This window comes from Rhodococcus sp. 320_ES (genome assembly GCF_059691855.1).
Genome location: NZ_JCAWAG010000007.1, coordinates 98,868 through 122,221 on the forward strand (window position 1 = coordinate 98,868; position 23,354 = coordinate 122,221).

A 23,354-nucleotide genomic window follows, 5' to 3' on the forward strand; every position below is an offset into this window, starting at 1 on the left:
TGTCCGACGTGACACCATGACCCCGCCGAACGAAAGGTCCTCCCGTGCCCGCACTGCTCCACCTTGATTCGTCCGCCGACCTGCAGCGGTCGGTCAGTCGCTCCCTCACCGCGTTCTTCGCCGAGCAGTGGTCCGCGCAGGCTGCCGACAACACCGTGGTTCGGCGCGATCTGCACGTCGATGCGCTGCCGCATCTTCCGAGCAACGTCTTGCACTGGCCTGCGCGTCTGCGTACCGCGGACGAATCCGTCGATCCGGCGGCCGAGGCGCTGCAAGCAGAGCTGATCGACGAGGTGATCGCCGCCGACGTCGTCGTGGTCGGCGCCCCGATGTACAACTGGTCGATGCCGTCCACGCTCAAGGCGTGGATCGATTATCTGCACGTGCCCGGTGTCACGACACCGTTCGACGGGCCCACCAAGCCGCTGGAAGGAAAGCCGGTCGTGGTGGTGAGCAGTCGCGGAAACACCTACGCCGACGGGACACCCAGCGCGGGAACGGACTTCGTCGTGCCCACGCTCGAGCACGTGTTCGGCACCGTCTTCGGAATGGACGTCCACGTGGTCCTCGCGGAGTGGACTCTGGCCGGTCGCGTTCCGGCCATGGCACCGCTGATCGGCGACGCGGCGGCCAGCCTGGCGGCAGCGCGAGATCGGTTGTCGCAATTGGCCACGACGCTCGCAGCCCGCAGCTGACGAAGCGTCAGTTTCACCCGGGCACCCCTCGGGTACGCCCAAACATGACTACTTCCAGTTTCGATTACCTCATCATCGGCGGCGGCATGGTCGCCGACAGCGCGGCCCGCGGCATCCGCGAGAAGGACACCGACGGGACCATCGGCATCCTCGGAGCCGACGTCGACGAGCCCTACACGCGACCCGCGCTGAGCAAGAAGCTGTGGACCGACGACGAGTTCACCACCGACAAGGTCCCGCTCAACACCGCGTCGGACACCGGCGCCACCGTTCTGACCGACACCGCCGTGACGTCCATCGATCGCGAGAACTCGACGGTCACCACGGCGTCGGGCGACACGTATGGCTACACGAACCTGTTGCTGGCCACCGGCGCCACACCCAAGACGCTCGACCTCCCGGCGACGCCGCGCGTGGTCTACTTCCGCACCTACGCCGACTACCGACGCCTGCGCGCGCTCGCGACCGAAGGCAGCCACATCGCCGTCGTCGGCGGCGGATACATCGGCGCCGAGATCGCGTCCGCGCTGGTGCAGAACAAGGTGAAGGTCACGCTCGTCACCACCGACGACAAGCTGGGCGCTCACATGTTCCCGGCAGACCTCGCATCGGCCTTCGACCAGGGGTTCGTCGACCACGGCGTCACCGTGAAGCGGTCGGCGAAGGTGACGGGCGGCAGCCAGTCCGAATCGTCGGTCACGGTGACCCTCGACGACGGCACCAGCGTCGAGGCCGACGCCGTCGTCTTCGGTCTGGGCGTCACGCCGAACACCGAGTTGGCCGAAGGTGCGGGACTGGAGGTCGACAACGGCATCGTCGTCGACGAGTTCCTGCGGACCTCGGACCCCCACGTCTACGCGGCGGGTGACGTCGCGAACTATCCCGACGCGATTCTCGGACGTCGCCGGATCGAGCACGTCGACAACGCCGAGCAGATGGGCAAGACGGTCGGGCAGATCATGGCCGGCAGCTCCGAGCCCTACACCTACACACCGCTGTTCTACTCGGACGTGTTCGACGACGGGTACCAGGCGATCGGCACCCTCGACGCGTCACTGACGACGGTCGAGGACTGGAAGGAGCCGGCCAAGGAGGGCGTCGTGTACTACCTGAACGACGAGAAGCGTGTTCAGGGTGTGCTGATGTGGAACGTGTGGGAGGGCCTCGACGAGGCACGTGGATTGCTCGCGAACACGTCCGCGCAGACCGAGGAGTCGCTGCGCGGCACGATCTGACCTCCTAGTCGGTGCGGGCCACCGCGCGGTTGCGGTACGCGAGGGTGGACCCGCCCACCAGCAGGACGACGAAGCTGATCCCGGTGATCAGGGACCAGCCCTCGAAACCGCCGGCAGCGGCGGTGAGGAAGAGTCCGAGCGCAATGAGGCTGGCCAGCATCATCGGCAACGCGATCCAACTGGCCACGCGCTGCGCGGTCGTCTTCTCGATGGTGTGCAGTTCGGTCGTCTCGTCCATGCCCATTATTCGGATCCTGAGCCGGAATGGACGGCGACCGTTTCGTCGGCGAGCAAGTCGGGTGCATCACGTAGATCGTCGACCATGACCGCCGTCCCGTCCGCGTCGGCGAGCGGAATGCGCCAGTTCTCGTACTGGGTCTCGTCGGTACCGGGCTGATTCTGGATCCGGTGCTCGCCGACGACGTCGACCAGCGCTACTCCGAGAAGCAACGACGGGCTGCGCTGAATCAGCCGATGCAGCGCAGCCACGGTCTGCGCGATCGTGGCGCCGTCGGTCAGCAGCCCGCGATCGCGGGCCAGTTCCAGCACGGCGTCCCGACCCTGCGCGTCCTGCGCCTTTTCTTCCTCGACGTCGCGCTCCAGCAAACCCAGTCGCGATCTGAGGTCGATGTGTTCGCCCGCGAGGTACCCGGCGGTCGGCGGAAGGTCGTGGGTGGTCACCGACGTCAGACAGAGGCGACGGTATTCCTCGGGCGGGATCGGGTTGTCGTCTCCGTCCTTCTCGAACCACAGGATCGACGTGCCGAGGACACCGCGCTCGGCGAGGTAGTCCTGGACGACGGGTTCGAACACCCCAAGGTCCTCACCGACCACCACGGCGCCCGCACGTTCGGCCTCGAGTACGAGGATGCCGATCAGCGCCTCGTGGTCGTAGCGAACGTAGGTGCCCTCCGCTGGTGACGACGCATCGGTGGGAATCCACCAGAGTCGGAACAGGCCGAGAATGTGGTCGACGCGCAGACCGCCGGCGTGCCGCAGGACGGTACGCAGCATGTCTCGATAGGGCGCATAACCCAGCTCCGCCAAGCGATCCGGTCGCCACGGCGGCTGATTCCACTGCTGCCCTTGCTGATTGAAGTTGTCGGGCGGGGCGCCGACAGTGACACCCTCGGCAAGTGCGGATCCGAGCGACCACGCGTCGGCTCCGCGCTGCTGCACCCCGACCGCAAGGTCGTGCACGACGCCGATGTCCATGCCCGCGTCGAGCGCGGCAACCTGGGCCTGGCGGAGCTGCTCGTCGCAGATCCACTGCAGCCAGCTGTAGAACTCGATGCGATCGGCAAGCTTGTTCTGCTGCTTGCGAACCCACTCCGACTCCGGGCCCGCGGCTTTGGTCTTCCAGCGGGGATCGTCGTCGGACATCTTCTCGGTGAGCGCACACCAGGTTGCGAAGTTGCGCAGCCCCTCACCCTCGAGGTCGCAGAACCGTTCGAACGACGCCTGCCGGCTCGGGCTCCGCGGCACCGCGAAGATCCACTCGAGGGCGAGCAGCTTCGCTCGGTACGACGGGGTGCGGTCGATCCGTTTGATTTTGTGGTTGACCTTGGCGAATTTTCCGGCGAGCTCGGTGACTCTGCCGTAGCGCTCCTTGCTCAGTTGCGCTGTCTCGCAGATGTTCTCGATACGAATGTAGAGAGGGTTGAAGAAGCGTCGCGTCGTGGGAAGGTAGGGGGAGGCTTCGATGGGCGGCTGCGGCGCCGCGGCGTGCACGGGATTGATGAGGACGTAGTCCGCTCCGTGATCGGCGCCCATGATGGACGCGATATCGCCCAAGTCACCGAAATCACCGACACCCCAGGACCTCTCGGAGCGAATGGAGTACAGCTGCGTGAGCAGACCCCACCGCTGGCGGTCGGAGATCCGCTCGGTGGTCGAGAGCGTCGCAGGTGTGACGACGAGAGTGCACGAGGCGTCCACGGAACCGCTCGCGCGCAGCGTGTGCCACCCGAGCGGCAGATCGGCCGGCGGAGCGAAAGTGGCTCGCCCGGTGAGGATCCCGTCGATCTCGCGGGGGTCGAACCACACGGCGAGTTGCTCGGCCTCGACGGTGTCGCCGAACTCGGTCTCGATGGTGACGGTGACACTCTCGCCGTGTGGAACATGCACCAGCACATGGGGTCGGGTGCCCTCGGTGGTCACGACCACGGGAGGAAGAACGCGGCGCCAGTCGGCCAGATCGTGATCGGCGACGGACTGCTCGACGTCCGCCTCGTCGGCCGCGGCCACGTCCAGCGCACCGAGGACTCGCTGCAGGGTCGCGTCGCTGACGTCGCGACGCGCTTTGTCCCACCCTTCGTACGACGTGGCAACGCCGTAGCGGTCGGCGAGATGACGCAGTTTCTCGGTGTAGGTCACGATGCCCGAGTCTAGGCTTCTGGGCCACACTTCGAGACTTCTGGGCCACGCTTCGAATCGTCTGGGACAGTGGAGTGCATGGACACGAGCGACGATCCGATCGACGAGCGCACCCGGCGCGGTGACCGCATTCGGCAGTGGACCGACGCCGCCCGACTCGAGTGCCACCACGACGCGCTCACCGACCGCGCCGCGCTGCTCATCGCGCTGGGACGCGTCGACGAGACGACTCGACAGATCGTCCTGAACCGCTTGCGCTCGGGGCGGCTGTTCCCCTCGATCGGCGGGTTCGGCGAGCTGCGCCTGCTGTGCGAGGAGATCACCTGGCTCGACGGCAAGCTCGAGGGATTGCGGGTGGGACCGACCCGTCTTGCGCTGCAGCAGCGTCGAGCGCACCTTGCACGCAAGTACGCGGCCGCCGAGTCGACGTTCGAGCTCTCCGATCACCACTACGCCCGCGGAGTCCGTGCCATTCGCAAGGACCGCCGCGACGGCGTGCACCTCGACCTCGAACAACGATCTGCGCTCTTCGCCGCGTTGACGAGGACACCGACGCCGCTGGGGCTCGGCCCCGGACCGTTCGACCGCGCGCGAGAAATCGTCGCCGGTGTGGCGGCGGAGCGGCTCGAGCCGGTCGGCCGAGGGGTTCCCGAGCTGGCCCGCGCCGTCGCCGGCAAGGACGCGGATCGATTCGCGGACCGCTTCGACACCATGCTGTTCCTCGCGGGCACGTACCACGACCGGATCCAGGCGTCGAAGATGTGGCGCTCCGAGGTGTTCGCCATCCAACGAAGCCAACTCGACGTCGGCGAGGAACTGATCCAGATCTCCATCGACGTGACCGAGCTCGCCGACGTCGAAACCGAACTGACCGCGGCGTTCGAAGAGGGCGATGCCCGCGACGAGGTCGGCCGCCGCGAGGTGCTGCTGCGCAAAGGTGACCTCATCCCGGTGTGGGACCAGCTGGTGGACCGGGTGGCCGCGCTCTCGCGCATCGTCGACCAACTCGTCGACGCCGAGCGTGACCACCGCACTCTCGGCGCCCTGCAACGCACAGTCGACCTCGACGGCAAGATCGGTGACCTGATCGCGCGGTCCGGGTCGCGGGAATTGTCTGCGGACAACACCCACAACGTCGGGGATCAAATCGACAAAAGATGATTCATGCTTCAACAGTTTGAGCACCTGTCGGACAGGGCACCCGCCACTGTGTCCTACGCCATACTGGAAAAATCTCGCATCGTTGCCCCGGCGGGTTGGAGTCGATGGCTGATCCCACCGGCAGCGCTCGCCATTCACCTCGCTATCGGCCAGGCCTATGCCTGGAGCGTGTTCAAAGCCGCCATCTCGTCCGATGCGTCCCTCGGATTGAGTGGCACCGTCACCGCCATCCCGTTCCAGCTCGCCATCGTCATGCTCGGACTGTCGGCAGCGGTGCTCGGAACCCGAGTCGAGAAGCACGGCCCCCGATGGGCCATGGCGATGTCACTGCTGTTCTTCTCGTCCGGCCTTCTCGTGTCGGCCCTGGGGATGAGCCTCGACCAGTTCTGGCTCGTCGTTCTGGGCTACGGCGTGATCGGCGGTATCGGCCTCGGCATCGGATACATCAGCCCCGTCTCGACGTTGATGAAGTGGTTTCCCGACCGCCCAGGAATGGCAACCGGAATCGCCATCATGGGTTTCGGTGGCGGCGCACTGATCGCCTCGCCCCTGACGTCGAAGCTGTTCACCGCCTACGGCGGTATCTCCGACTCGTCCATTGCCAAGACGTTCCTGACGCTGGGAATCGGCTACGCCGTGTTCATGGCGCTCGGCGTCGTGCTCATCCGAGTTCCCGCCGACGACTGGACCCCGAAGGGCTGGACTCCTCCCTCCGTCACGGCCGGAGTTCAGGCGATCAAGGTGTCGGCGGCCAACGCGATCAAGACCCCTCAGTTCTGGCTCCTGTGGATCGTGTTGTGCTTCAACGTGACTGCGGGCATCGGCATTCTCGAGCGCGCCGCGGGCATCTACACGGACTTCTTCCCCGACCCGACCGCTCCCGAAGCGATCGCGTCGGCCGCAGCAGGTTTCGTGGCGTGCCTCTCGCTCACCAACATGCTGGGACGCTTCGTCTGGTCGTCGGTGTCGGATCTCGTCGGGCGCAAGAACATCTACCGGATCTACCTCGGCGGTGGCGCGTTGCTCTACCTCTACATCACGCTGTTCACGAACAACAACAAGGTGTTGTTCCTCGTCAGCGCGTTGTTGATTCTGTCGTTCTACGGCGCCGGGTTCGCCACGATGCCCGCATACCTGAAGGACCTCTTCGGGACGTACCAGGTCGGTGCCATTCACGGTCGTCTCCTCACGGCATGGTCCGCCGCCGGTGTTCTCGGACCGTTGATCGTCAACGCCATCGCCGATTCGGGCGAGCCGGGAACGACCAGCCGATACGTACCCGCTTTCATCACGATGATGTGCCTGTTGGCCGTCGGCTTCGTGGCGAACGAACTGATCAAGCCCGTGGATCCGAAGTTCTCGGAGACGGACCTCGACACCGACAAAGTGGGAGCAGCACAGTGAGCGAGCAGAAGTCGGCACCCGTGCCGGTCATGGCACTGGCCTGGGTGTGGGTTGGCGCGCCCTTCGCGTGGGGTGTCTACGAGTTGATACTCAAGGTCCAGAACCTGTTCGGTAGCTGATCGGTGGGCGCGCCCGATGCCGAGTTATGGCCTCGGCCTCCACGATTGCCCCGGCCCATCGTCATGGACCAGAGGTGGGAGCGGCTGACGTTCCTGCATTGGCGGGTCGACCCGTCCCGTGTCGCACCGCTGCTGCCGGCGGGTGTGGCACCGGACGTGTTCGACGGGTCGACCTGGGTGGGCCTGATCGGATTCGAGATGGTCGGCGCCGGTCTCGGTTACGGCCACCCCGTCCCGTACGTCGGGACGTTCCCCGAGATCAACGTCCGGCTGTACTCGGTCGACGGTGACGGTCGCCGGGGCGTGGTGTTCCGCTCACTCGAAGCGTCGCGCCTGGCCGTCGTCCTCGCGACCAATGCCGTGAAAGTCAAGTACCGGTGGTCGTCGATCGACATCGACGACGACGGAAGCGTGATCGGCTTTCGTAGCCGACGTCTCGCCCCGCCGAGCCGCGGCGCCACAACCGATTTCGCCGTCCGGCGTGGAACGCGCGACATGTCCGACGATCCGCTCGGCGAGTTTCTCACCGCACGCTGGGGCATGCACACGTCGATCGCCGGGCGTCTGTTCTTCGTGCCCAACGTGCACCGGAAGTGGCCCTTGGTGGACGCCACGCTGGTGCGATGCGACGACGAACTACTCGCCGCGGCCGGGCTGGAGGGCGTCGCGTCGTCGCCGCCGGATTCGGTGCTGTTCTCGGACGGGGTGCGCACTCAGTTCGGGCGGCCCATTCGGGCCCGGGCGGTGTAGCGGCCCGAGTTCAGATCAAGCCGTGCCTCGGTGGCAGCGTGTCGGACAGCGCGTACCGCCCGATGTGCTGCACCTTCCACCGCACGGGATCGTGCAGCGTGTGGGTGCGCGCGTCGCGCCAGAGCCGATCGAGCCCCAACGACGCAGCCGCAGAACGTGTTCCGCCCGCATCGAACAGGGCGGCCGACGCGTCGAGAGCGGCCCGAACCGACGACACCTTCGCTGCCGCGGTGGCGATGGACGCCTCGGCCGCGGAGTCTTCCGTCAGGTCGGCTTCGGCGTGGTCGATGGACCGCGCGGCGTCGCGCACCAGGGCGTACGCGGCCCGCACGCCGATTTCGACGTCCCCGAACTGCTGAATCAGAAGAGGGTCGTCCGACGCGGCGGTGACTCCGGCCTCGAAGTGCGGTCGAGCTTTCGCGAGAACCTCCCGGGCAACGCGGACCGCGGCTCGGCCGATACCGGCGTCGATCGCTGCGTGCAGCAGTTGAGCTCGCGCGCCGTACGTCGTGGGGACGGCGAAGATCGGTGAGAACGGAACTACCGCTTCCGGATCCACGCGGACGTCGTCGAGGCGGACGGTGCCGCTGGCCGTGGTGCGCTGACCGAACCCGTCCCAGTCGTCCTCGATCGTGACACCGGGAGCGTCGGCGGATACGAAGACGACCACCTTGTTCTGTGGTCGGGCGTCCACGTCACCGACGACGGCCCGAACCACGAGCCAGTCCGCGAGAAGCGCACCCGTGCAATAGAACTTGGTTCCGGTCAGGCAACCGTCGGACAGTGTCGTGAGATCGATGTCGATTCCGGGCGTTGCACGTTCGCTCTGGGCGTTCGCGAATCGCCTGCCCGCCAGTGCTTCCGAAAAGAAGTACGCCTGCTGTTCCTGCGTACCCTGCAGCCTGAGAGCTTCGAGGAACGTGAAGTGACTCTGCGGGATCTGAGCGACGCTGGGATCGCCCTCCGCGAGGGCAAGGAACACCTCCGCCAGCTCTACCGCGGACGCACCGACACCGCCGAACTCCGTCGGGACGGTGATGCCGAGCAATCCGGACGCGGACAACTCGTCCAGCTCGGCGCGGGGCAGGGTCCGTTTCAGATCACGGTCGTGCGCACCGGCGGCGAATTTCGCACCGAGCGTGCGCGCAGTGTCGACGAAGGTCATCGCGCCGGCAGGAACGGCACATGGCCGGACGGTGCGGGAGCCGCGGATGCGTCGCCGAAGAGTCCGCGCCGACGCAGCACCGGCAGGACGCCTTCGCCGAACCAGTACAGCTCCTCGAGGTGGGGGTATCCGGAGAACACGAACTCGTCGATCCCGACGGCTGCATACTCGGCGATGCGGTCGGCCACCTCGGTGTGGCTGCCGACCAGTGCGGTGCCGGCGCCGCCGCGCACAAGTCCCACGCCCGCCCACAGATTCGGCCGAATCTCCAGTGCGCGTGCGTCCTTCCACGATCCGTCCTGTCGGTTTTCCTCGTGCAGCGCGAGCATGTTCCGCTGGCCCGTCGACTCGCTCCGCGCCAGATTCGCCTGCGCCGTGGCGACGGTGTCCTCACCCAAAGCTTCGATGAGCTGACCGGCCTGCGCCCACGCTGCCTCGGACGTGTCCCGGGTGATCACGTGCAGCCGGATTCCGAAGCGAAGTGTCCGCCCCTGCTCGGCCGCGAGACCCCGGATCCACTCGATCTTCTTCGCCACGGCCTCGACCGGCTCGCCCCATGTGAGGTAGACGTCGCAGTGGCGGGCTGCGATGGGTCCCGCGGGGCCGGACGACCCACCGAAGTACAGCGGGGGAGTGGGATCCGGAACGAACGGCAGCGCGGCGTCGTCGACCTGAATGTGCTTGCCGCGGTGCGTGACCGTCTCACCGCGCCAGAGGCCGCGGACGATCTCCAGGAATTCGTCGGTGCGCTCGTAGCGCTGCACCTTGTCGAGATGGTCGCCGTACTGCCTCTGTTCGTGGGCCTCGCCGCCGGTGACGACGTTGAGCAGCAACCGTGACGGAGCGTGGCTGGTGAAGGTCGCCGACATCTGCGCGGCCAGTGTGGGACTGATCAGGCCGGGGCGGAACGCGATGAGAAAGGCCAGCTTCTCCGTCTCGCGGGCGAGCATGGCCGTGGTCAGCCACGCATCCTCGCACCAGGCGCCGGCCGGTGTGAGAGCGCCGCGGAATCCGAACTCCTCGGCGGCTCTGCCGATGGACGACAGGTAGCCGATGGTGGCACGGCGATCGCCTCCCGCGGTTCCGGCCTTCATCCCGTGGCCGCCGCCGACGATGAGGCGACTGTCGCCGTAGGTGGGCAGGAACCAGTGCAAGTCGACAGTCATACATCCGAACGTAGAGGTCGATCGCCTGGAGGCACAGAATTAGCCTCGGCGTGATTCCAACCCTGGCGCCGCACTCGCACTACAGTCCGAGCATGGACGAGCTCGCCGGACACGTCATCGTCTGCGGTGTCGCGGGAATCGGGATGCGCATCGTCGACCAGCTCGTCGCGTCCGGTGAGCAGGTCGTTGTGGTCGGTCGCACGCCCGATCCGCGCCTCACCGCGGCTGCGGCCCGATGGGGCGTCCCGCACCTCGTGGCGGGCGTCGGAATTGCCGAGGCACTGGCTGCCGCCGGACTGTCGACCGCCATGGCCGTCATCTGCGTCGAGCAGAACGAGCTCTGGAACCTCGAGACCGCCGTCCTCGCGCGCGAACTGCGCCCGGACGTCAATGTCGTCGCGCAGCTGTCGAACGCGACCGTCGGCGGGGCGATGAACGACGACGGCGGTCCCGGTGGCGTACTGGACATCGCGGACCTGGCTGCCCCCTCGGTCGTGGAGGCGTGCCTGGGCATCACGGTCCACGACGTCGAGATCGCCGAAACAGGTTTCGTGGCAGCGCGATTGGACGTCGCGGAGAAGTCCACCCTCCGCGCCCTCTATGGGGATCTGGCCCCCGTCGCGGTGGTCGGCCCCGGTGGGGAGCTGGTCGCGTGCCCGGGCCGCGACCATACCGTCGGACCGGGCGACGTCGCGACGATGCTCGGTACCGACGACGATTTCGCTCGCGCCGGCATCACCCTGACGCGGGGTTCGGAGGCCGGCGAGCAGTCGTTCGCCCCGAGGCGACGCCACCGAATACGTGCCGCCTTCCGAGGTTTCGTCGAGGACACCAACCCCAACTTCTTTCGGATGCTCGCCGTGCTGCTGACGCTGCTGGTGATCTCGTCGACCGTTCTGCGTATCGGCTACACCAAACCGGGAATGAGCATTCTCGACGCGTTGTACTTCAGTACCGAGACCATTGCGACAGTCGGCTACGGCGACTTCACCTTCAGCGATCAGGCAGTGTGGCTGCGCCTCTTCTCGATCGTCCTGATGTTCGCCGGAGTCACCACCACCGCGCTGCTGATGGCCTTCCTGGCGGAGCTGCTCATCAGTCGGCGGCTCTCGCACACCGCAGGCAAACGCGCGGCGCGGTTCATGTCGGGTCACGTGGTGGTGATCGGGCTGGGCGCGTTCGGCATTCGGGTCGCCCGCGAGCTGAAGTCGCTCGGGCGTGACGTGGTGGTGATCGAACGATCCGAGGACAGCCGATTCGTCAGTGCCGCAGCCGCACTCGATGTTCCCGTCATCTTCGGCGACGCCACCCTCACGGAGACACTCGTCGACGCCAGGGTGGCGCAGGCCTCCGCCGTCGCCGTGCTGACCAGCGACGACATGGTCAATATCGAAACCGGCATCGCGGTGCGCGGTGTGCTCGGAGACCGGTGGGCTGACCGGCCGGGACGACCGGGCGTACCCGTCGTGATGCGGGTGTTCGACCGTTCGCTCGGCGATGCGGTGGCCGATCGATTCGGATTTCGCTACGTGCGGTCGACGGAAGAGCTTGCGGCGCCGTGGTTCATCGGAGCAGCGCTCGGTCTCGAGGTGCTCGGCACGTTCTCGGTCGGACCCCGATCGTTCATGGTCGGGCGACTCGAGGTGACCGTCGACGGCGGACTCGACGGCATGGCCATGCACGAGTTGTCGGCGCACACTCGGGTCATCGCGATCGGACGGGTCGCGTCGGGCGTCGTCGAGCATCCGCCCCGGCGCGGAACGAGTTTCGCCGCGGGTGACCATGCCTACGTCGTCGGCCCGTACGAGGAACTGCTGGGCGTGCTGCGCAGAGATCGAGGACTGGACTGAGCGTCAGTGGTTGTGCGACACCACGATCGCGGGCACCAGCATCTCGGCCGACGTCAACGAGCCGTGATGACCGAGCAACTTCGACTGCATCGGCTCGCCCCCGCGGCGCACCAGCGCACCGGATCCGAGCGACACCGCCACCACGTCGCCGATGCGCTCGGCCACGGCGCCGGTGACCGTCGGCCCGAACCACCCGCGCTCGATCGCGTCCTCACGGGCCACGGCGAGAAAGCCGGCGAGACTCGACCACGCCGCGAGAACGTCTGCCGCCGAGCCGGACTCGGCGAACACGTGCCGCGCCCGTGGTTCACCGGCGATCATCCGAACTCCCTCGCGCAGTGCAGGAGAGGCGTCGACGTCGACATGCCCCTCGACGTGCACCATGCCGTGGTCGGCAGTCACGACGAGAGCGGCGTCCGGTGGCAACTCGTTCGCGATTCCCTCGGCGATCCGGTCGACCTGAGACAACTCGAATGCCCATGCAGCAGAGTGCGGTCCGCGGACGTGGCCGGTCAGATCGAGGTCGGCGTAGTAGGCGTACACCAGTGATCGTTCGCCTGCCCGCAGGGCCGACCGTGACTCCGCGATCAGGTCACCCGCCGACACCACGGTCCGAAAGTCGCCGCCGCGCAGCACGGCTCGGGTCAGACCGGATTCTTTCTGATACGACGGTGCGACGCGCGAGACGGTGATGCCGTCTGCCTCGGCCCGCTCGAACACGGTGCTCCGCGGCTGAATCTCCTCGGGGACCGCAGCGGCGAGCATGTTCACCTTCTGCTGGTGCCCGTGGTCCGCTTGTCCGTGCAGCTGCCACTTCAACGGATTCATCGGGCGATCGAAGCCGGGCAACGCCATCAGGTAGCCGACGATGCCGTGCTCGCCCGCGGGCAAACCCGTTCCGATGGACCCCAGACTGGTGGCGGTGGTGGACGGGAACCCGGCCGTCCACGATCGACCCGTGTGCTGAGAGAGGAACGGTGCGGCGGCGGGATTGGCGACGAGTTGCTCGTAGCCCAAGCCGTCCACCAAGAGCACACACACTCTGCGTACGCCGTCGATTCCGAGGTCGAGCCGGTCGTGTTCACCGGCGACACCGAGTGCGCCGAGCACGGACGGCATCACATCGGACAGCGCGCCGTGACCGTAGCGCGGGGTGACGATCATGCTTCGAAGGGTAACGGGAGGACCCCTTCACGTTGCTGGTTCAATGACGAAGTGACGAATCGCGCATTCGCCTCTGTCCTCGCCGTACTGCTCACGACGGGTTGGGCGGCAAATCATTTCGCCGCGGTCATCCCGTCCTTGAAGGAGTCGGAGGGGCTGTCGGCCGCCCTGCTCGACGGGGTGTTCGGCATCTATGCGCTGGGCCTGCTTCCGGGACTCTTCTTCGGCGGGACGCTGTCGGATCGCATCGGCCGCGTCGGCGTGGTGATACCGGGCGCCGTCGTGGCCACCGCGGGAACCGTCTCCTTGTTGCTGTGGCACGAACCCACCGGCCTGCTGGTCGGCCGCCTCGTGGTGGGAATCGGAGCGGGCCTGACGATCGGCGCCGGCACCGCGTGGGCTGCCGACCTGAAGGGATCGGCCGGCACGGTGCTGGCCGGGGTGTTCCTGACGGCGGGGTTTGCGTTCGGCCCGCTGGTGAGCGGCATCGTCGGACAGTTCTCGGACCGGCCCATCACCCTGCCGTTCATCGTGTCGGCAGTCCTGTCGGTGGCCGCCATCGTGTCGGCACTGCTGTTCGCCCGAGTGGACGTCACCGCGGGGACGCCGACGGCAGGGGCGGTGGACCGTGAGTACTCGGCCACGTCGGCGCTGAGCTGGTCGCTACCGATGTCGTTCTGGGTGTTCGCGAGCGTCACCCTCGCCTTCGTGACGCTGCCCTCGCGTATGCCCGCCGATCTGGAAGGACCGTTGCTGTCGGGCGTGGCTGCAGGCACGGCTCTGATCACCGGCATCGCTGTGCAGGCGGCGGCGCGCCGCCGACAGTGGGGGCCGCGGACCGGTGTCGTGGGGTCCGGGCTCGCCGCCGTGGGGTATCTGCTGGTGGCCGTCGGCGGTGCTCAACCACCGGTGTGGCTGTTCGCCGTGTGCTGTGTGGTGCTCGGTGCGGCCTACGGACTCTGCCTGCGGGCTGGTCTGCTCGATCTCGAACTGTTCGCGCCGCCCCGTATTCGAGGCTCTCTGACCGGCGTCTTCTACGTCGGTACCTACCTCGGCTTTGGTCTTCCTGTGCTGCTGGTGCTGATCGAGCCCTCGGTGGGCATCGTCGCGCCCATGGTGGTGCTGGCCGTTCTCGCCGCCGCGGCGTCGGCGGCCAGGGCCCGCCGTCTCGCTCAGTCGAACAGCGTGTTCTCTCCGGGGTTGCGGAACAGCTCCAGCTGACCGCCCGCCACGTCCCGCGTGCGCACCTCCCCGACCAGCCGTCGGTGGGCGGAGGTGAGCAGATCGACGGTGATGTCCCAGACCGCGAGGTCCTCGTACGCCGCGCGGACGACGCGTCGGTCGTCGCTCGCCTCCGCGCGCTCGTTCGCGGCGTGCACCTGCTCCTTCGCGAGGTCCAGGTAGCGGCCGATGGTCTGACGGTCCCGATCGCCGAGAATCAGGACGTCGTCGATGTCCACGGAATCTCCGTGTTGCCACACCAGCTCGACCAGGGCCCGCAACTCCACGGGGAGTACGGCCGAATCGTCGTCGTCGGCCAGGGACGTCACGTTCCCCAAAGCATCGATGTAGGGCACCGCATCCAGCTCGACGACGACATCGTGTGCAGCCTCGAACACGAAACGCTCCATCACAGCGAGCATGTCGAGAAGGTGCTGCGGAACGAAGGGCACCACGGACAGCTCGATCGTCGCCACCACCCGATCGTCCTGCAGAAGCAGTTTGACGTGCGGCCACCGCGTGTTGATGTCGGCGATCACGGTGGCCGCACCACGGACGTCGGGTACCGCCGCTGCGATGGGCGCCAGGATCTGAACGAACGGCGCGTCGTCCATGGGGCACAGGTAGATCCACGCCGACCCCAGCCGCAGTGGGATGTCGCCGTCCTCGTCGACCGGGGGTACGAAGCCCAGCATGTGTTCGAGCGTGTCGTCGATCAGCGACCGGCGATGATCGGGCGAGACGATCGTGACCGCGGCCCGCAGGTCGATCGACACGCGAGGTGGTGGATCCGAGACGACGAACTCGCTGCCGGTCGACTCCGAGTCGAGGAACACCGGATGCGGCACGCAGAAGACGTCTCGGACGACGGCGACGGCCGCCGCCGCGACCTCGTCGGCGAACGACAGAGGGCGGTCGAGGAACCAGTTGCTCGGCTCGTCCGACGCGGACTCCGGTCCCACGACGGGATCGGCGAATCCCAGAGCTCGCAACGCGTCCTCGTCGGCCGGGCTCAACTGCCTGTCGGCGGCGAGATAGTGGTTGGAGAGCACCTCACACCGGACGAACTGTCGATGATCCGCAGCGCTGTCCGCGTCGTCCCACGCGTAGAGCTGCACGCACGGTGCCGACACTTCGTCGGGGTCGTCGGTCACGGCGACCAGCAGCAGCGTGTCACCGTCGCGCATGTCCGCGATGTGATCCCCGAGAGCGCTCCGGCAGGCGCGCCATGCCAGGGCAACGGAGCGGTCGAAATCGTCGACATCAGTCATGAGCGGACCGTAGCGCGAGGCACCGACAATTTAATTCGGTGGCGCTTGCCGGCCGGTCTGCGCATGATGAGTCCAGTACCCGAGAGCGAAGCGAGGTGATCCCCGTGAACACGACCATCGATGTCCCGAACCGCGGGTCCGCGCGCGCCACGGCCGTCTTCGCGCGCTAGCCGCACCCCCCTTTTCCTTTCACGGATCCCTGTCAGGGAAGCCGTCTGTTTCTGCTGCCCCCGAGAGGAGGTCAGGCCACCATGACCCACTACCAGCACCTCGTCCGCGAACACCGCCAGAGGGTCGAGCGGTCGCTGCTCGCCTACGAGCGCAGCAAGTTGATCGAGTCGAAACCAGTTGTGCACGAGAAGAAGTCGATTGTTCGTGCCCTCGTCCCGGCGTGGAGGTGACACCGCACGAGAGCGCCGAGCGTGGCCGGACGTATCGTGTCGCGAGTGCGTGAGTACTCCGATCTCGACGACCCGGTCCGCTCGGCGCTGAGCGGCGCCCACCGCAGGTTCCGAGTCACTCGCGGCCGCGTCGCCGGATACGAGCGCGACGTGGCGCCGTTCATCGCGCACCCATTGCTCATGACCGACGACGACTGGTCCGACCTCGCCGACATCGGCGGACCCGGTGTCACCCTTCCGCTCATCTCCCTCGAGAACACCGAGGCACCGAGCGGCTGGCGAATGGTCTCTCAATTCGGCCTCGTACAGATGACCGGCGAGAACTTCGCCCCGGCGCCCGAACTTTCCGCGGTGCGCCTGGGACGGGAGGACGTGCCGGACATCCTCGATCTCGTCGCCCGCACCCGACCCGGGCCGTTCCTTGACCGGACCATCGAACTCGGCACCTACCTCGGCATCCGCCGGGAAGGCCGACTGATCGCCATGGCCGGCGAGCGCATGCACCCCGGGGACTGGACCGAGATCAGTGCCGTGTGCACCGATCCCGAGTTCCGCGGCGAAGGTCTCGCGACGCGGTTGATGCGCGCTGTCGCCGCCGGAATCGTGGCGCGCGGCGAGACGCCGTTCCTGCATGCGTCAGCGTCGAACACCGGTGCCATTCGCCTCTACACGCAGCTCGGTTTCACGCTGCGGCGAGAGTCGGTCATGACGATCGTCGAAACGCCTGCCGTTCCGAAACCCTAGGGATAGCTGAACATTCCCTAGGGATCGCTCCGGCCACGAAGTTCGGGAGTTCGTCCGATGTGCCTCGGGCCGCATCGGACGACGGTTGTACCCATGAACCCCACATTCGATTCCATGGCCGAATACGAAAACCGTGTCTCCCGTTCTCTCGCCGCGTATCAGCGCCGAGAGCGCGCGAAGGCGAGCCCGTCCCGTCCGAGCGTCTGGCAGCGGCTGTACTACTTCGTCGACACCCACACGCACGCCCCGACTCGTCCTACGGCGTAGACCCCGCCGTCGGGGTGCGCAATGATGAGCGCGTGCTCCCCACCAGTCCGCTGATCGGCCGAGGCACGGAACTGGATGCGTTGCTGCAGGGCCTCGGTGACGCCGATCGTTCGGTTGCCGTCGTCTCCGGTGACGCGGGGGTCGGCAAGACGCGGTTGCTCACCGAATTCGCGTCCCGTGCACGCGAGCGTGGTTGGTCCGTCCTCGTCGGGCACTGCCTCGACCTGGGCGGGATGGGAGCGCCGTACCTGCCGTTCACCGAGATGTTCGCGCGTGTGCAGAACGTCGACCCCGATCTGTCCGACGCGATACGGGACAGCTTCCCGTCCGCCTCTCGCCTGTTCCCCGGAGCGGACACGGCGGACGAACGACCCAGTCGCGGTTTGCTGTTCGACTCGGTTCTCGGTGCGCTGGCGAGCATCGGCGACCGGGATCCAGTCCTGCTCGTCGTCGAGGACGTGCACTGGGCCGACACGTCCACGCGAGAGTTGTTGTCGTTCCTGTTCGCTCGGCTGCACACCGAGCGGGTGTCGCTGGTGGTGAGCTACCGGAGCGACGATCTGCACCGTCGTCACCCGCTGCGCCCGACGCTGTCGGAGTGGACCCGTATGCCCGCCGTGCGCCGTGTCGACGTCGAACCGCTGAGCGGCGAACTGTCGCACCGATTGCTCGAGTCGATTCACGCCGGCCAGCGTTCGGACCCGCGGCGTAGCGAGATCGTCGACCGGTCGGGTGGCAATCCGTTCTTTCTGGAAGAGCTCGAAGCTGCTCGTATGCGCGGTGATTCGGTCATTCCGCCGGCGCTCGCCGACGTTCTACTTGTCCGCGTCGACGGCCTCTCGGACACCGCGCACCGCGTGGCCGACGCGATGGCGGTGGCCGGCCCTCGCTCGGCTCAGGACGTGCTCGCGGGCGTGGTCGACATGCCGGACGAGGACCTCGAGGCGGCGCTGCGCGAACTGGTCGACGCGAAGATCGCCGTCGTATCGGGGTCGTACTACCGGTTCCGCCATGCCCTGCTGGGGGAGGCGTTGTACTCCGACCTGCTTCCGGGGCAACGTAATCGGCTGCACACCCGCTTCGCTGCCGTACTCCCCGGGCACGAACATCCCGGTGCCGCGGCCGATCTGGCACGCCACGCCGAACTCGCGCACGACGTGCCCACCGCCTACGCCGCTCACGTCCGGGCCGGTGACGAGGCGATGACGATCCCCGCGCCCAGTGAGGCGATGGCGCATTTCGAGGCCGCACTGGACCTCTACTCGCCCGGATTCGAACCGACGGAGAGTCGACTGGTGCTCCATTTCGCGGAGGCGGCAGGTGTTGCGGGCGAACAGATGCGAGCACTCACCGCCGTACGTCGCGAGCTCACCCGCATCGGGACCGACGCCGACGAGGTCGAACGAATCGGCTTGCTGTACGCAGGTGCAACCGCGGCACTCGAGGTCGAGCGAGAGATCGAGGCGATGGAGTGGGTGAACGCCGCGCTCGATCTCGCCACGGCCTCGACGCACCCACACTGGCGGGCACGGTTGACGGCCCTCGCGGCGCACGTGACGGAATCGCTCGGACGCTACGACGTGTCGCAGGCGTGGGCGCGCGAGTCGGTAGCCCTCGCCACCGAACTGGACAAGCCCGCCCTGTCGGCGGACGCGCGAATCACGTTGGCACGCATGCATCAACGACTCAGCGATCCGGAGCGGGCTCGGCAGCTGCTGGCGGAATCGGCGTCGCTCGCGGAGCAGGACGGCGAGGTGGGTACGCACATTCGATCGTTGATGAACATCGGAATGTTCGACCTGGACGAGGGTGACTTCACCTCTGCTCTGCGCTCGCTCGCGTCGGCTGTCTCGGTCGCGGAAGAGTCGGGGCGGGCGTGGAATCCCTACGCGACCCTGGCGCGCGTGCACGAGGGCACGGTCCTGTTCTACGTCGGCGAATGGGACCGAGTTCTGCAGATCGCCGATGCGACGGGCCGAGACGCACCGGCCTTGGCGCGAGCGCAACTGCGCGCGGCCGTGCTACCCGTGCGCGCGGCGCGAGGTGACGACACGGTGGTCGACGATGTCGACGCCGTGTGGGAATACGGCTCCCAGGACGGGCTGATCACCCTGCAGTGTGCGTCGGCGCTGTTCGATCTCAACATGTTTCACGGACGTAGTGCCGCGGCGATCGACGCCGTCACGAGCGGCGTCGCGTCGATTGCGAAGCAGTGGCACAACCCGTGGTTCGCCGCACGGTTGCGGCTCAGCACGCTCGGCGCGCGAGCGGTCCGGGCCGGGCTGCAGAGCGGAGCCCTCACGCCGGACGATGCGCGAGAGAAAGCGTCGGCGTTCATCGTCGACGGGCGTATCACCCTCGACTACGCGCACTCGTTCGGCGGCGAGACGGGATGGGAAAGTCGCGCTTGGGCAGCGCGATTGGCTGCGGAGGAGTTGCACATCACTGCGCTGCTCGATCATTCGGACCAAGAGCCTGCACGTCGGGCGTGGCGTGAGACGGCGGCGCTCTTCGCCCGGCAACCCTACGAACGCGCTCGATGCCTGCTCGAAGCCGGTGACGTCGAGTCACGTCGCGTCGCGCACGAGATCTACGCAGCGCTGAAGATCCCCACCGAGCGCGAGGTGGCGACGGAATCGGCCTCGGACGCGCTCACACCACGCGAGCGTGACGTGCTCGACCTGATCACCGAGGGATTGACCAACAAGCAGATCGCCGATCGGTTGTTCATCAGCGTCAAGACGGTGAGCGTGCACGTGTCGAACGTGCTGTCCAAACTCGGCGTCCGCAACCGGACCGAGGCAGCGCGGGTGAAGCGCTAAGCCAACAGGTCCGTGTATTTGTCAGACGAGGCAATGAAATCGCGGACGAACCAGCACGTCGGCACCACTTTCGCGCCGGCGTCTCGGGTGTCGTCGAGCGCGAACTCGGTGATCTTCGCGGCGAGCCCGCGGCCACGGAACTCCGGCAGGGTGACCGTGTGATTGAAGTCGCGCACCCCGTCGTGCTCGACGTAGTCCGAGTAACCGGCCAAGGTGTCGCCGTCGAAGATCTCGAACCGCTGACGGTCCTGCTGGTGTTCGACCCGTGTCGTCATGGGTGCCAATCTACGCCCGGAGCAGGGCGAGCAATTCTCGTTCGTGCTCGACGAACGCGGGCGAGGTGATCACGTCCACGCCGCGGGGCCGAGGCAACTCGATCGACAGCTCGGCCACCACGCGAGAAGGTCGGTGCGACAACACGATCACCCGATCGGAGAGGTAGATCGCCTCGCGGATGTCGTGGGTGATCATCAGCACCGTCCACCGATATTGCTGCCACACACCCTGCAGCCAGTCCTGCATCGACGTTCGGGTGAGCGAATCGAGTGCTCCGAACGGTTCGTCGAGCAGGAGGACGTCGCGACCCTGCACCACGGTCCGCAGCAGTGCGGCGCGCTGGCGCATACCGCCGGACAGCTCGCGCGGGCGCGCACTTTCGAATCCCCCGAGTCCGAAGACGGGGAACAGTTCTCGGGCCCGGCTCCGCGCGTCGTTCTTGCTCACGCCCTGTACCTCGAGACCGAGGGTGGTGTTGTCGAGAATCGACCGCCACGGGAACAGCAGGTCCTTTTGCGGCATGTATCCGCAGCGGGGGGCGTCGACGGTTCCCGCGTCGGGGGAGTCCAGTCCGGCCAGCACGTTGAAGATGGTGCTCTTGCCGCAGCCGCTCGGCCCGATGATCGAGACGAACTCGCCGGGGCGGGCGGTCAGGTCGATCCCGTCCAGCACCGGTGTGCCGGGGTAGGACTTGACGACCCCGTCGAGCGTGACCGTCATGATGCCTCCGCCAGAATCCACGGAGCCACGATCCGCTCCACCGCGTACGTCAGCAGGAAGAGCACGATGCTGAGGACGGCGGTGACCACCACCGCGGCGAGCACCAGATCGGTGCGGAACGAGTTCTTCTGCTGACTCATGTAGATGCCCAGACCCGATGTGGCCCCGACGTATTCGGAGAACACCGCACCGACCACGGCGTAGGTGATACCGATGCGCAGCGAGGTGAAGAATCGCGGCATGGCGGAGGGAAGGCGTACGTACCGGAACACCTGACGGCGCGAGGCGCCCATGCTGCGCAACAGCCGCCCAGCGTCTCGATCAGCAGAACCGAACCCCTCGATCAGTCCGAGCGCCATGGGGAAGAACGTCACCAGCGCCACCACCAACAATTTCGGTGCGGTGCCGAAGCCGAACCAGATGATCATCAGCGGCGCTATCGCGATGATCGGCAGCGTCTGCGACACGACGAAGAGTGGAACGAGCGCACGCCGCAGCCACGGCGAGAAATCCACGAGCACAGCGAGAACCCAGGCGACCGTGAGGGAGAGTGCGAAGCCGAGAAGAGTGACCTGCAGGGTCGACCACGCGTGCCCGGCGATCACGTCACGTTGCGCCCAGCCCTGAGAGACGACCCGCGTCGGCGTCGGCAGGATCTGGGGCCGCACCCCGGCGACGCCGACGTACACCTGCCACACCGCGAGCAGAACGACGACAACCACCAGCGCCGGCGCGAACCGGCTCCACCGGTCAGTTCTGTGCGAGGTAGTCATCGGTGAAGTACGTCGACCAGTCCGGCTCGGACGTCAGCGGTGCGCCGCTCTGGTCGGTCAGGACGCCTGCCTTGTAGAGGAAGTCCGAATACCCCGTCCACTGTTGGAGAGTCTGGGTGCCGACGCGGCCGTCGGCGTCGCGCATGTACTTCTCGGCCAACATCTTCTGGCTTTCGCGCACCAGATCTTCGTCGGTGAATGCGCCGGGATTCGCGTCGATCAGGTCCTGCGCCGCCTTGTCAGGGTTGTCGGCGGCGAACTGATACCCCTTCTGCAGGGCCTGCACGAACTTTCGCGCCTCGTCGGGATGGTCCGCGAGCCATTGTTCGTTGCCGTTGACGACGATCGCGTACGCGTCGGGGAATCCGTAATCGGTGTACTGGAAGTACTTCATGGGCGTGCCGGCGCGCTGAGCTTCGAGCCCTTCCCATGCGTCGTAGGACACCGTGAAGTCGGCGTCGCCGTTGTAGACCGCCTCGTACGCGGACGTACCGAGCACGACCGTCTTGAAGTCACCGCTTCCGCCGTCGTTCGCGATGACCTGTTTCAGGGTCGCGTCCTCGCCGGCGTCGCCGAATCCGGCGTATGTCTTGCCGGACAAATCTTTCGGGCTGCGGATGTCGTCGCGATCGGCGCGCACTCCGATGCCGGTCGCCCAATGTTGCAGCGGCGCAAGCACGGACACGGTGCGCGCGCCCGCGGCCTTGGCGAACGTGGCCGAGCTCTGGAAGCTGATGCCGAACTCTGCGTTACCCGCGTCGACGAGAGTGTCGGGCGAGGTGTTGTTGTAGGGCAGGACGTTCACGTTCAGTCCGGCGTCCGCGAAGTATCCCTCCTGCTGGGCGACGAAGAGACCCGTGTGATTGGTGTTCGGGGTCCAGTCGAGGGCGAAGTCGATGGTCTCGGGACTGTCCGCGTTCGACCCGGCGCAACCGGTCAGGACCGACGCCGCAACGGCCACGAGTGCGATCAGCCGCTTCACGATGCGGGCCAGGGCTGGGGGAACAGGGCGGTGTCCCAGAACAGGAGCTCGTACCGCATGGCGACGACGAAGGCGTCGGCCATCTTCTCGCGCTCGACGTCCGTCGCGGATTGCGCTGCGGTATCGACCAATTCGCGTGCTCGACCCGCCGAGTCCTGAAACTCCTCGGCGTCGTAGGTGGTGACCCAGCGGGCGTACGGGTGATCCGGGTCGCGCGCCAGGACGTTCTGCGCGGACGCGGCGAGACCGCGGCCCACGTCCGCGTAGATCCAGAAGCACGGGAGTACGGCTGCCGCGGCGACTCCGAAGGACTCGGTGGCGGCCGCGGCGATCAGGTAGGAGACGTACCCCAAACACACCTGTGAGTGATTTCCGCCCCCGGAGGGGCGGTTTTCGCTCACAGGGAGGAGGGACGTGTGCAGCGACTTCTCGACCACAGCGGCCGTGGCCGCCGACGTGGCCCAGAAGGCGCCGCTCTCCGAGTCGGGAGCACGGGAGGCGAGAAGCGCGAGAGCCTTCGCGTATCCCTCGAGGTAGAGGGCGTCCTGCTCGATGTAGTGGTGGAACGCGTCCAGCGGAAGCGTCCCGTCACCGAGCCGTCGGAGAAATTCGAGTTCGTCGATCTGTTTGCGTAGAACAGCGGTCTGTTGCCACAGATCGTCGGTGAAGCGCGCGCCAGGTACAGCAGTCACAGCAGTGACATCCCTTCGTCAGCATTACCTGCATCAGGTTCTCGGGTGTCATCTCAGCCTTGCCGTCAAAGGCAAAGCACCCCGTGTCAAAGAACTGCCT

23 protein-coding genes and 1 riboswitch are annotated in these 23,354 nt (G+C 66.9%); of the genes, 12 read left to right on the forward strand and 11 right to left on the reverse strand.

Going from position 1 to position 23,354, the window contains the following annotated elements:
- The first annotated feature begins 44 nt into the window (after window positions 1-44).
- Together AC59JP_RS22265 and AC59JP_RS22270 are read left to right on the forward strand one after the other, a co-directional pair.
- A complete protein-coding gene (locus AC59JP_RS22265) occupies window positions 45-695 on the forward strand; it encodes an FMN-dependent NADH-azoreductase (protein WP_497328023.1) in 651 nt (216 codons plus the stop codon).
- Between the two features lie 44 nt (window positions 696-739).
- Window positions 740-1,930: an NAD(P)/FAD-dependent oxidoreductase gene (locus AC59JP_RS22270; RefSeq protein WP_497328024.1), complete on the forward strand. Its 1,191-nt coding sequence runs from the start codon at window positions 740-742 to the stop codon at window positions 1,928-1,930.
- Window positions 1,931-1,934: 4 nt separating this feature from the next.
- Here the strand turns inward: AC59JP_RS22270 and AC59JP_RS22275 are convergent, their stop codons facing one another.
- Both AC59JP_RS22275 and malQ read right to left on the reverse strand, forming a co-directional pair.
- The gene (locus tag AC59JP_RS22275) at window positions 1,935-2,168 is read right to left on the reverse strand and encodes a hypothetical protein (RefSeq protein ID WP_497328025.1); all 234 of its coding nucleotides are present in this window, start codon (window positions 2,166-2,168) and stop codon (window positions 1,935-1,937) included.
- A gap of 5 nt (window positions 2,169-2,173) precedes the next feature.
- The gene (malQ, locus tag AC59JP_RS22280; RefSeq protein ID WP_497328026.1) at window positions 2,174-4,306 is read right to left on the reverse strand and encodes a 4-alpha-glucanotransferase; all 2,133 of its coding nucleotides are present in this window, start codon (window positions 4,304-4,306) and stop codon (window positions 2,174-2,176) included.
- A gap of 78 nt (window positions 4,307-4,384) precedes the next feature.
- Between malQ and AC59JP_RS22285 the strand changes: the two genes are divergently transcribed.
- The 4 genes from AC59JP_RS22285 (at window position 4,385) to AC59JP_RS22300 (ending at window position 7,740) form a co-directional block, all read left to right on the forward strand.
- On the forward strand, window positions 4,385-5,467 hold the full coding sequence (locus AC59JP_RS22285; RefSeq protein WP_497328027.1) for a hypothetical protein: 1,083 nt from the start codon (window positions 4,385-4,387) through the stop codon (window positions 5,465-5,467).
- A gap of 3 nt (window positions 5,468-5,470) precedes the next feature.
- Entirely contained in the window at window positions 5,471-6,871 is a 1,401-nt protein-coding gene (locus AC59JP_RS22290) for an OFA family MFS transporter (RefSeq protein WP_497328028.1), read from the forward strand.
- The gene (locus AC59JP_RS22295; protein WP_497328029.1) at window positions 6,868-6,990 is read left to right on the forward strand and encodes an MFS transporter small subunit; all 123 of its coding nucleotides are present in this window, start codon (window positions 6,868-6,870) and stop codon (window positions 6,988-6,990) included. Before AC59JP_RS22290 ends, AC59JP_RS22295 begins: the two co-directional genes overlap by 4 nt.
- Window positions 6,991-7,053: 63 nt before the next feature.
- Window positions 7,054-7,740 (forward strand): YqjF family protein, encoded by a 687-nt coding sequence (locus tag AC59JP_RS22300; RefSeq protein WP_497328030.1) that lies wholly within the window; start codon window positions 7,054-7,056, stop codon window positions 7,738-7,740.
- Window positions 7,741-7,750: 10 nt separating this feature from the next.
- Here the strand turns inward: AC59JP_RS22300 and AC59JP_RS22305 are convergent, their stop codons facing one another.
- Complete coding sequence (locus AC59JP_RS22305) at window positions 7,751-8,905, reverse strand: SfnB family sulfur acquisition oxidoreductase (protein WP_497328031.1); 1,155 nt, start codon at window positions 8,903-8,905, stop codon at window positions 7,751-7,753.
- Window positions 8,902-10,071, reverse strand: a complete 1,170-nt coding sequence (locus AC59JP_RS22310; RefSeq protein WP_497328032.1) for an LLM class flavin-dependent oxidoreductase — start codon at window positions 10,069-10,071, stop codon at window positions 8,902-8,904. The genes AC59JP_RS22305 and AC59JP_RS22310 overlap by 4 nt, the downstream gene beginning before the upstream one ends.
- A gap of 92 nt (window positions 10,072-10,163) precedes the next feature.
- Between AC59JP_RS22310 and AC59JP_RS22315 the strand changes: the two genes are divergently transcribed.
- A complete protein-coding gene (locus AC59JP_RS22315; RefSeq protein ID WP_497328033.1) occupies window positions 10,164-11,921 on the forward strand; it encodes an NAD-binding protein in 1,758 nt (585 codons plus the stop codon).
- 3 nt (window positions 11,922-11,924) lie between these two features.
- On the opposite strand, the gene AC59JP_RS22320 is transcribed toward AC59JP_RS22315, so the two are convergent.
- On the reverse strand, window positions 11,925-13,085 hold the full coding sequence (locus tag AC59JP_RS22320) for an alkaline phosphatase family protein (RefSeq protein WP_497328034.1): 1,161 nt from the start codon (window positions 13,083-13,085) through the stop codon (window positions 11,925-11,927).
- 51 nt (window positions 13,086-13,136) lie between these two features.
- Here AC59JP_RS22320 and AC59JP_RS22325 point away from each other — a divergent pair, with 51 nt between their 5' ends.
- The gene (locus AC59JP_RS22325; protein WP_497328035.1) at window positions 13,137-14,306 is read left to right on the forward strand and encodes an MFS transporter; all 1,170 of its coding nucleotides are present in this window, start codon (window positions 13,137-13,139) and stop codon (window positions 14,304-14,306) included.
- Here the strand turns inward: AC59JP_RS22325 and AC59JP_RS22330 are convergent.
- Window positions 14,258-15,577 carry a T3SS (YopN, CesT) and YbjN peptide-binding chaperone 1 gene (locus tag AC59JP_RS22330; RefSeq protein ID WP_497328036.1) on the reverse strand — a complete coding sequence of 440 codons (1,320 nt, stop codon included), beginning with the start codon at window positions 15,575-15,577 and terminating at the stop codon, window positions 14,258-14,260. The genes AC59JP_RS22325 and AC59JP_RS22330 overlap by 49 nt on opposite strands.
- 251 nt (window positions 15,578-15,828) lie before the next feature.
- Here AC59JP_RS22330 and AC59JP_RS22335 point away from each other — a divergent pair, with 251 nt between their 5' ends.
- The 4 genes from AC59JP_RS22335 (at window position 15,829) to AC59JP_RS22350 (ending at window position 19,811) form a co-directional block, all read left to right on the forward strand.
- A complete protein-coding gene (locus AC59JP_RS22335; RefSeq protein WP_497328037.1) occupies window positions 15,829-15,978 on the forward strand; it encodes a hypothetical protein in 150 nt (49 codons plus the stop codon).
- 45 nt (window positions 15,979-16,023) lie between these two features.
- Entirely contained in the window at window positions 16,024-16,722 is a 699-nt protein-coding gene (locus AC59JP_RS22340) for a GNAT family N-acetyltransferase (RefSeq protein ID WP_497328038.1), read from the forward strand.
- A 114-nt stretch (window positions 16,723-16,836) separates the two neighbouring features.
- Entirely contained in the window at window positions 16,837-16,989 is a 153-nt protein-coding gene (locus tag AC59JP_RS22345) for a hypothetical protein (protein WP_497328039.1), read from the forward strand.
- Window positions 16,990-17,021: 32 nt separating this feature from the next.
- The gene (locus AC59JP_RS22350; RefSeq protein ID WP_497328040.1) at window positions 17,022-19,811 is read left to right on the forward strand and encodes a helix-turn-helix transcriptional regulator; all 2,790 of its coding nucleotides are present in this window, start codon (window positions 17,022-17,024) and stop codon (window positions 19,809-19,811) included.
- Here AC59JP_RS22350 and AC59JP_RS22355 read toward each other — a convergent pair.
- The 5 genes from AC59JP_RS22355 to AC59JP_RS22375 all read right to left on the reverse strand — a co-directional run bounded on the left by AC59JP_RS22355 (window position 19,808) and on the right by AC59JP_RS22375 (window position 23,254).
- Window positions 19,808-20,086 carry a GNAT family N-acetyltransferase gene (locus tag AC59JP_RS22355; protein WP_497328041.1) on the reverse strand — a complete coding sequence of 93 codons (279 nt, stop codon included), beginning with the start codon at window positions 20,084-20,086 and terminating at the stop codon, window positions 19,808-19,810. The two genes, AC59JP_RS22350 and AC59JP_RS22355, sit on opposite strands and share 4 nt — an antisense overlap.
- A gap of 10 nt (window positions 20,087-20,096) precedes the next feature.
- Window positions 20,097-20,807, reverse strand: a complete 711-nt coding sequence (locus AC59JP_RS22360) for an ABC transporter ATP-binding protein (protein ID WP_497328042.1) — start codon at window positions 20,805-20,807, stop codon at window positions 20,097-20,099.
- Window positions 20,804-21,580: an ABC transporter permease gene (locus tag AC59JP_RS22365; protein ID WP_497328043.1), complete on the reverse strand. Its 777-nt coding sequence runs from the start codon at window positions 21,578-21,580 to the stop codon at window positions 20,804-20,806. Before AC59JP_RS22365 ends, AC59JP_RS22360 begins: the two co-directional genes overlap by 4 nt.
- Window positions 21,558-22,562, reverse strand: a complete 1,005-nt coding sequence (locus AC59JP_RS22370; protein WP_497328044.1) for an ABC transporter substrate-binding protein — start codon at window positions 22,560-22,562, stop codon at window positions 21,558-21,560. Before AC59JP_RS22370 ends, AC59JP_RS22365 begins: the two co-directional genes overlap by 23 nt.
- Window positions 22,559-23,254, reverse strand: coding sequence for a TenA family protein (locus AC59JP_RS22375; RefSeq protein ID WP_497328045.1), 696 nt, complete (start codon window positions 23,252-23,254; stop codon window positions 22,559-22,561). The genes AC59JP_RS22370 and AC59JP_RS22375 overlap by 4 nt, the downstream gene beginning before the upstream one ends.
- Window positions 23,248-23,348: riboswitch (TPP riboswitch) on the reverse strand. Its footprint overlaps the gene before it by 7 nt.
- Between the last annotated feature and the right edge of the window lie 6 nt (window positions 23,349-23,354).

Bases quoted from the DNA above. Each gene is read 5' to 3' on its own strand.
- AC59JP_RS22270 (WP_497328024.1), top strand. From the start codon at position 740: ATGACTACTTCCAGTTTCGATTACCTCATCATCGGCGGCGGCATGGTC.
- AC59JP_RS22275 (WP_497328025.1), bottom strand. From the start codon at position 2,168: ATGGACGAGACGACCGAACTGCACACCATCGAGAAGACGACCGCGCAG.
- AC59JP_RS22285 (WP_497328027.1), top strand. From the start codon at position 4,385: ATGGACACGAGCGACGATCCGATCGACGAGCGCACCCGGCGCGGTGAC.
- AC59JP_RS22290 (WP_497328028.1), top strand. From the start codon at position 5,471: ATGCTTCAACAGTTTGAGCACCTGTCGGACAGGGCACCCGCCACTGTG.
- AC59JP_RS22300 (WP_497328030.1), top strand. From the start codon at position 7,054: ATGGACCAGAGGTGGGAGCGGCTGACGTTCCTGCATTGGCGGGTCGAC.
- AC59JP_RS22305 (WP_497328031.1), bottom strand. From the start codon at position 8,905: ATGACCTTCGTCGACACTGCGCGCACGCTCGGTGCGAAATTCGCCGCC.
- AC59JP_RS22310 (WP_497328032.1), bottom strand. From the start codon at position 10,071: ATGACTGTCGACTTGCACTGGTTCCTGCCCACCTACGGCGACAGTCGC.
- AC59JP_RS22315 (WP_497328033.1), top strand. From the start codon at position 10,164: ATGGACGAGCTCGCCGGACACGTCATCGTCTGCGGTGTCGCGGGAATC.
- AC59JP_RS22320 (WP_497328034.1), bottom strand. From the start codon at position 13,085: ATGATCGTCACCCCGCGCTACGGTCACGGCGCGCTGTCCGATGTGATG.
- AC59JP_RS22330 (WP_497328036.1), bottom strand. From the start codon at position 15,577: ATGACTGATGTCGACGATTTCGACCGCTCCGTTGCCCTGGCATGGCGC.
- AC59JP_RS22335 (WP_497328037.1), top strand. From the start codon at position 15,829: ATGACCCACTACCAGCACCTCGTCCGCGAACACCGCCAGAGGGTCGAG.
- AC59JP_RS22345 (WP_497328039.1), top strand. From the start codon at position 16,837: ATGGCCGAATACGAAAACCGTGTCTCCCGTTCTCTCGCCGCGTATCAG.
- AC59JP_RS22355 (WP_497328041.1), bottom strand. From the start codon at position 20,086: ATGACGACACGGGTCGAACACCAGCAGGACCGTCAGCGGTTCGAGATC.
- AC59JP_RS22360 (WP_497328042.1), bottom strand. From the start codon at position 20,807: ATGACGGTCACGCTCGACGGGGTCGTCAAGTCCTACCCCGGCACACCG.
- AC59JP_RS22365 (WP_497328043.1), bottom strand. From the start codon at position 21,580: ATGACTACCTCGCACAGAACTGACCGGTGGAGCCGGTTCGCGCCGGCG.